Source organism: Ruminococcus sp. RTP21484sp1_RTP21281st1_A8_RTP21281_210402, from assembly GCF_040914025.1.
Classification (GTDB): Bacteria; Bacillota; Clostridia; order Lachnospirales; family Lachnospiraceae; genus Blautia_A; species Blautia_A faecis.
Genome location: NZ_JBCPGE010000025.1, coordinates 1 through 4,697, shown reverse-complemented (window position 1 = coordinate 4,697; position 4,697 = coordinate 1). Strand labels below are relative to the sequence as shown.

General features: G+C 41.0%; 5 protein-coding genes and 1 pseudogene. 3 read left to right on the top strand and 3 right to left on the bottom strand.

All coding sequences use genetic code 11. The features are described 5' to 3' along the window. The 3 genes from AB5170_RS12720 to AB5170_RS12710 all read left to right on the top strand — a co-directional run. On the top strand, nucleotides 1-608 hold a 608-nt coding region (locus tag AB5170_RS12720), incomplete at its 5' end, for a helix-turn-helix transcriptional regulator (RefSeq protein ID WP_368365071.1). 577 nt (nucleotides 609-1,185) lie between these two features. After that, nucleotides 1,186-1,422: a hypothetical protein gene (locus tag AB5170_RS12715; protein WP_118577765.1), complete on the top strand. Its 237-nt coding sequence runs from the start codon at nucleotides 1,186-1,188 to the stop codon at nucleotides 1,420-1,422. 65 nt (nucleotides 1,423-1,487) lie between these two features. Beyond that, on the top strand, nucleotides 1,488-1,748 hold the full coding sequence (locus AB5170_RS12710) for a heavy-metal-associated domain-containing protein (protein ID WP_148461172.1): 261 nt from the start codon (nucleotides 1,488-1,490) through the stop codon (nucleotides 1,746-1,748). A gap of 35 nt (nucleotides 1,749-1,783) precedes the next feature. On the opposite strand, the gene AB5170_RS12705 is transcribed toward AB5170_RS12710, so the two are convergent. From AB5170_RS12705 to AB5170_RS12695, 3 genes and pseudogenes are all read right to left on the bottom strand, one after another. Then, nucleotides 1,784-2,899 carry a cob(I)yrinic acid a,c-diamide adenosyltransferase gene (locus AB5170_RS12705; RefSeq protein WP_187565042.1) on the bottom strand — a complete coding sequence of 372 codons (1,116 nt, stop codon included), beginning with the start codon at nucleotides 2,897-2,899 and terminating at the stop codon, nucleotides 1,784-1,786. Nucleotides 2,900-3,127: 228 nt separating this feature from the next. Next, on the bottom strand, nucleotides 3,128-4,279 hold the full coding sequence (locus AB5170_RS12700) for a 1-propanol dehydrogenase PduQ (protein ID WP_187565043.1): 1,152 nt from the start codon (nucleotides 4,277-4,279) through the stop codon (nucleotides 3,128-3,130). A gap of 47 nt (nucleotides 4,280-4,326) precedes the next feature. After that, nucleotides 4,327-4,697: pseudogene (locus AB5170_RS12695) on the bottom strand (DeoR/GlpR transcriptional regulator); the annotation flags it as partial.

The window sequence follows — 4,697 nt, the reverse complement described above, 5'->3', positions numbered from 1 at the left end:
ATAATTGTCTTTATCAGTGCATTGTTTTCGACGGAAATGTTTTCCTCAAAAATAATTCTGTTTGTGCAGGATATATGCAGAAGATTATTCATCAGGAAATTCTGATCTATCATCATTTTACACCAAAGCATATAGAAATCTGCAATACAATAAACAGTCTTTTTGATTCTCTTTGGAAAAGAGAACCTGGCTACGAGCTCACTGTAATTGGACAATTTTACCACTTTTTCGGCATTATTTTTAGTAATCATTACTATCTTGAAAGTATAACACGCGCAAGACGTGATTATAAGAGAATTTTACAGCTGAAACAGGTACTTGATTTCATTGAGCACAACTATACGGGGGCTCTGACACTAAAACAGCTTTCGGCCTCCGTATCCATGTCACCCAAATACTTTTGCCGTTTTTTCTCCGAAATGACCCATCAGACTCCCATGGATTATCTGAACAGGCAGCGCATTGAGAGAGCCTGCTATGAAATCTCCACAACCGATGATTCTATTACAGATATTGCATATCGAAATGGATTTAATGATCTGAGCTATTTTATACGTACATTTAAAAAATACAAAGGAACTACACCAGGAAAATATAAGAAAAGCTGATTAGGAGGGCGAGCATTGGCCGGATGCCCGCCCACAAAAAAAGAATTGACTTCTTTTTCTCTTATTTCTCAGATATGCTAAAGATGTGATTTTTTTCGTCGTAAGAAAAACGACAGAGAATCATTCCTGTATTTTTTACAGGCTACGTTGACGCATTTTATGCGTTTTCTTTTGCTGTTAAGACTCGAAAAAAACCATAGCTTATTCTTGTTTTCGCTATATATGCCATTTTTCCAGAATGGTCTCTTATTCCAGGACCCTTATGTAGCAGGTTTTCAAGTAACCGGATGATGGAATTGCTGCTGATCAGGCAGATTAGCCCATGGCAGAAAACTGTCCGCACATACTGCTGCAGAACGCCGCAGAAAATCAGAAATTGTTTTTCTCTTTCGTTTCTTTTATTCTAACAAAAGCCGGTTGCTATTACAACGAAATTCGGTCGTAAAATTCTCACATAATTCGACACTTAAATGATAAATTTTATCTGTAACTGAAGTTTTCTTTTTTCTGAAACGTGCTATAATATTTTCAATTAGAAGCAACTAACATGAGTATGACGAAAGGAAGCTGTTGAATCATGGGAAGATGTTATCATTTATCAAAAACTGTTACGGAAGACCTGGCAAATGAAATCATAAAAGAACTGACAGAGCGAGGCGATGTGAAACACGCCAGAATCTCCGCTGACGGACGTTATCTTCATGTGGATACTATTGACGGAGAATTTTCCGTGGTAATGTATTCAGCAGTAAATATCTGCAGCCGTATTGCAAACTGCGAGCTGTCCTTTGTGAAATTTGATTACACAGCTTAGAGCGTGTTTGAAAACATACCGCCAGGACATTTATGGCAAATCTATTAAAAAAGGGAGATTAAATTATGCAGCAGATTACATTAAAAATAGACGGAATGATGTGTGGAATGTGTGAATCCCACATTAACGAAAGTATTCGTAATAACTTTTCTGTAAAAAAAGTCACCTCGTCCCATACAAAAGGAGAGACGGTTATCCTTACAGAAAATGATCTTGATGAAGCAAAACTGAAAGAGACTATTGATAAAACGGGTTATAAACTGCTTTCTGTCTCAAAAGCTCCATACGAAAAAAAGAAAGGCTTTTTCTCTTTCCTAAAGAAATAGCCTTTCCCTGTCATAATCTTTGTACTATATTCCAACTACAATATTTCCGGTAATACGGACAATGCATATTCTGCCAGGCTGTGATCTTCCTCTCCTGTGCCTCCGCTTATACCAAGACCTCCGATAATCGTATCTCCGGATTTCAGCGGCACGCCGCCTCCGAAAATCACGATTTTTCCACCATCCATCTTATCTACGCCATAAAAGGTTCCGCCTGGCTGAGCCAGTTTAGATAATTCCATGGTGGACATCTTCACCGCAACAGAAGTATAAGCTTTTTTCAAAGCGACATCAAAGCTTACCAGAAATGCTCCGTCCATTACATGAACGGCAATTGGATTTCCTTCCGGACCACAAACTGCAATCACCGCTTTCTTACCGCGGCGAAGGGCTTCCTGTTCGATTTTCCCGATCAGCTTCTTCGCTCCATCCAGTGTAATCTTATTCTGCATACCCATGCGGCGCAGTACTGCCTGAATTACAGCTTCGTCTACAGAATCAGAGATACCAGATATGAGAGAATTTTCAACTTTCGTATCCACGCTCACGCTTCCTCCTGCCACTTTCTCAGTTCCACTTGCATGTAGTTCCGTATTTTCAGAAGATGCGTCAGTTTCTACAAGCTTTGACGTTCCCGTCTTCTGACCTGCTGCCTCCGCTTCTTCGTAGCGTGCAAGCACATACAGATAGTCGGCCAGACGGTTCATATATTTCTTGCTTCCTGTGTCAGAACCAAACTTTACACTTACAGCGGCAAGATCACGCTCCGCTCTTCTGGCCACAGCCCAAGTCACATCAATCTCAGCAGACAAGCGACAAGCCCCAGGTAATGAGGACTCCTTCGGCATATGAAAAAGCCCCGTCAAACGGTCAATCTCTTCCTCTAAAAGCTCTGTCTTGTCATCATTGATCTTATACTCTCTATTATATGGATCTGCCACTCCTGCATCAATTCTGGTCAGATTTTCCTGGATCTTCTCCAGAAAACGGATGGTATCTCCATCTCTGATCATGGTTTTCAACACTCCAATATGGCAGGAAAGTTCATCTATGGTTCCCTCCAGCTGGATTCGGTCATCCGCTTTGGAAACGTTTTTCGTATGGACAAGATTGGTAGTTCCCTTGTCACCATTCTTTGTATAAATACTCATACGACTTTCTCCTGACATTTTACCCATCCGGCAAAATGGATTTTATTATGCACCAATACACTGAATATAAGACAATATCTGTGCAAAAACAGAAAATAATCCACATTATCTTACATTCACTACATTAGTTATAAACAGACTCTGGACAAATACACGCAGTTCCACCGTATCTGTCCAAAGTCTCTTATATGTTACCGGGCACAAAGTGAACAGCAACTCTTAAATTCATTAAAATGACCACAATTTCTTGTAGATCTTCACAATATCTTCCTTTTTAGGAACTCTTGGATTCGCCGTTGTGCAGGCGTCTGCAAGAGCAAGGTCTGCCATCTTGTCAATTGCACCAAAATATTCATCTGGTGAAATTGTTCCGATTTCCTGAATGGTAAGCGGAATATTCATCTCTTTTTGCATAAACTGAATCCAGTTTACAAGAGATCTTACAGACATAACTTTATTATAATTGCTAAGTCCAAGAATATGGGCAATATTTGCATATCTCTTTACAGCTGGAAGATATTCTTTTTGGCTCTTACTGTGCTTATTAATGTTCGCATTAAATTCCACAATGTGTGGAAGCAGCATAGCATTGGCACGTCCATGCGGAATATGGAAAATAGCTCCCAGCTGATGTGCCATACTATGTGTGATTCCAAGTCCTGCAGCATTAAAAGACAGTCCGGCAAGACAGGAAGCTACATGCATTTTCTGACGGGCATGCATATCGCCGCCGTCAAGGTATGCTCTTAACAGAAAGACTCCGCAGATTTCAATTGACTTTTCAGCAAGAGCAGATGAAAATTCATTGTGATTGATACTTACATAAGACTCAATTGCATGAGTCAGTACGTCCATACCTGTATCTGCTGTGATAGAGGGCGGAACGCTCTTTACCAGTTCTGCATCCAGGATTGCCTCATCAGCTGTAAGGCTGTCTGAGATCAGCGGATACTTCACATGATTATCTGTATCATTTACAACTGCAAAAGAGGTAACCTCAGATCCGGTACCACTGGTAGTAGGAATTGCAATAAGACCTACTTTGCCGTAATTGTTGATCTTCAGGGCAAACTCACGGATTGCCTTGGATGAGTCAATTGCAGAGCCACCTCCGACAGCTACTACAACCTCCGGCTGATACTCCAGGAACTTCTTTACACCTTCTGCGATTTTTCCTACCGGTGCATCCGGCACAACATCACTGAATACTTCAAACTCCTTGCCACCGCGTCTCAATGGGTCTGTGATCAGCTCGATCATTTTCCCTTTTGCGATGAATGGATCTGTGATCACCAGAACTTTTTTGTATGGCAGTTCTGCCAGTCTATCCAGGGCATTGTCACCAAAATGGATGACTGTTTTCATTTCAAAAGTTTTCATAATTCAATGCTCCTTTATTGCAGCTTTCTTTTGTAAGCAGAAAGCTTCTATCGGACAGATTCCGGATATCTGCACTCCACGCCCTCTTCTTTAAAAAGCTTCAGCCATTTTTCAGAAGGCTTCGCATCTGTCACGACGATATCAACATCCCGCAATCTTCCGGCAACGGAAAATGCGGTCTGGTCAAATTTCGTATTGTCCACAACCAGGATTTTCTTACGTCCTGAATCCAGCATTGCTCTCTTTGCTGTTCCAAAAGCTTCCTGTGATTCCATTACTCCCCAGTTCTCATCAAGAGCCTTACAGGAAAAAATAACGGTATCTACAAAATAAGAGCGAATGACTTCTTCTGTCCGGGATCCAAGGAAAGCCAGATAGCCTTCCTTCATCATCCCACCTGTGGAAATAATATTCCATC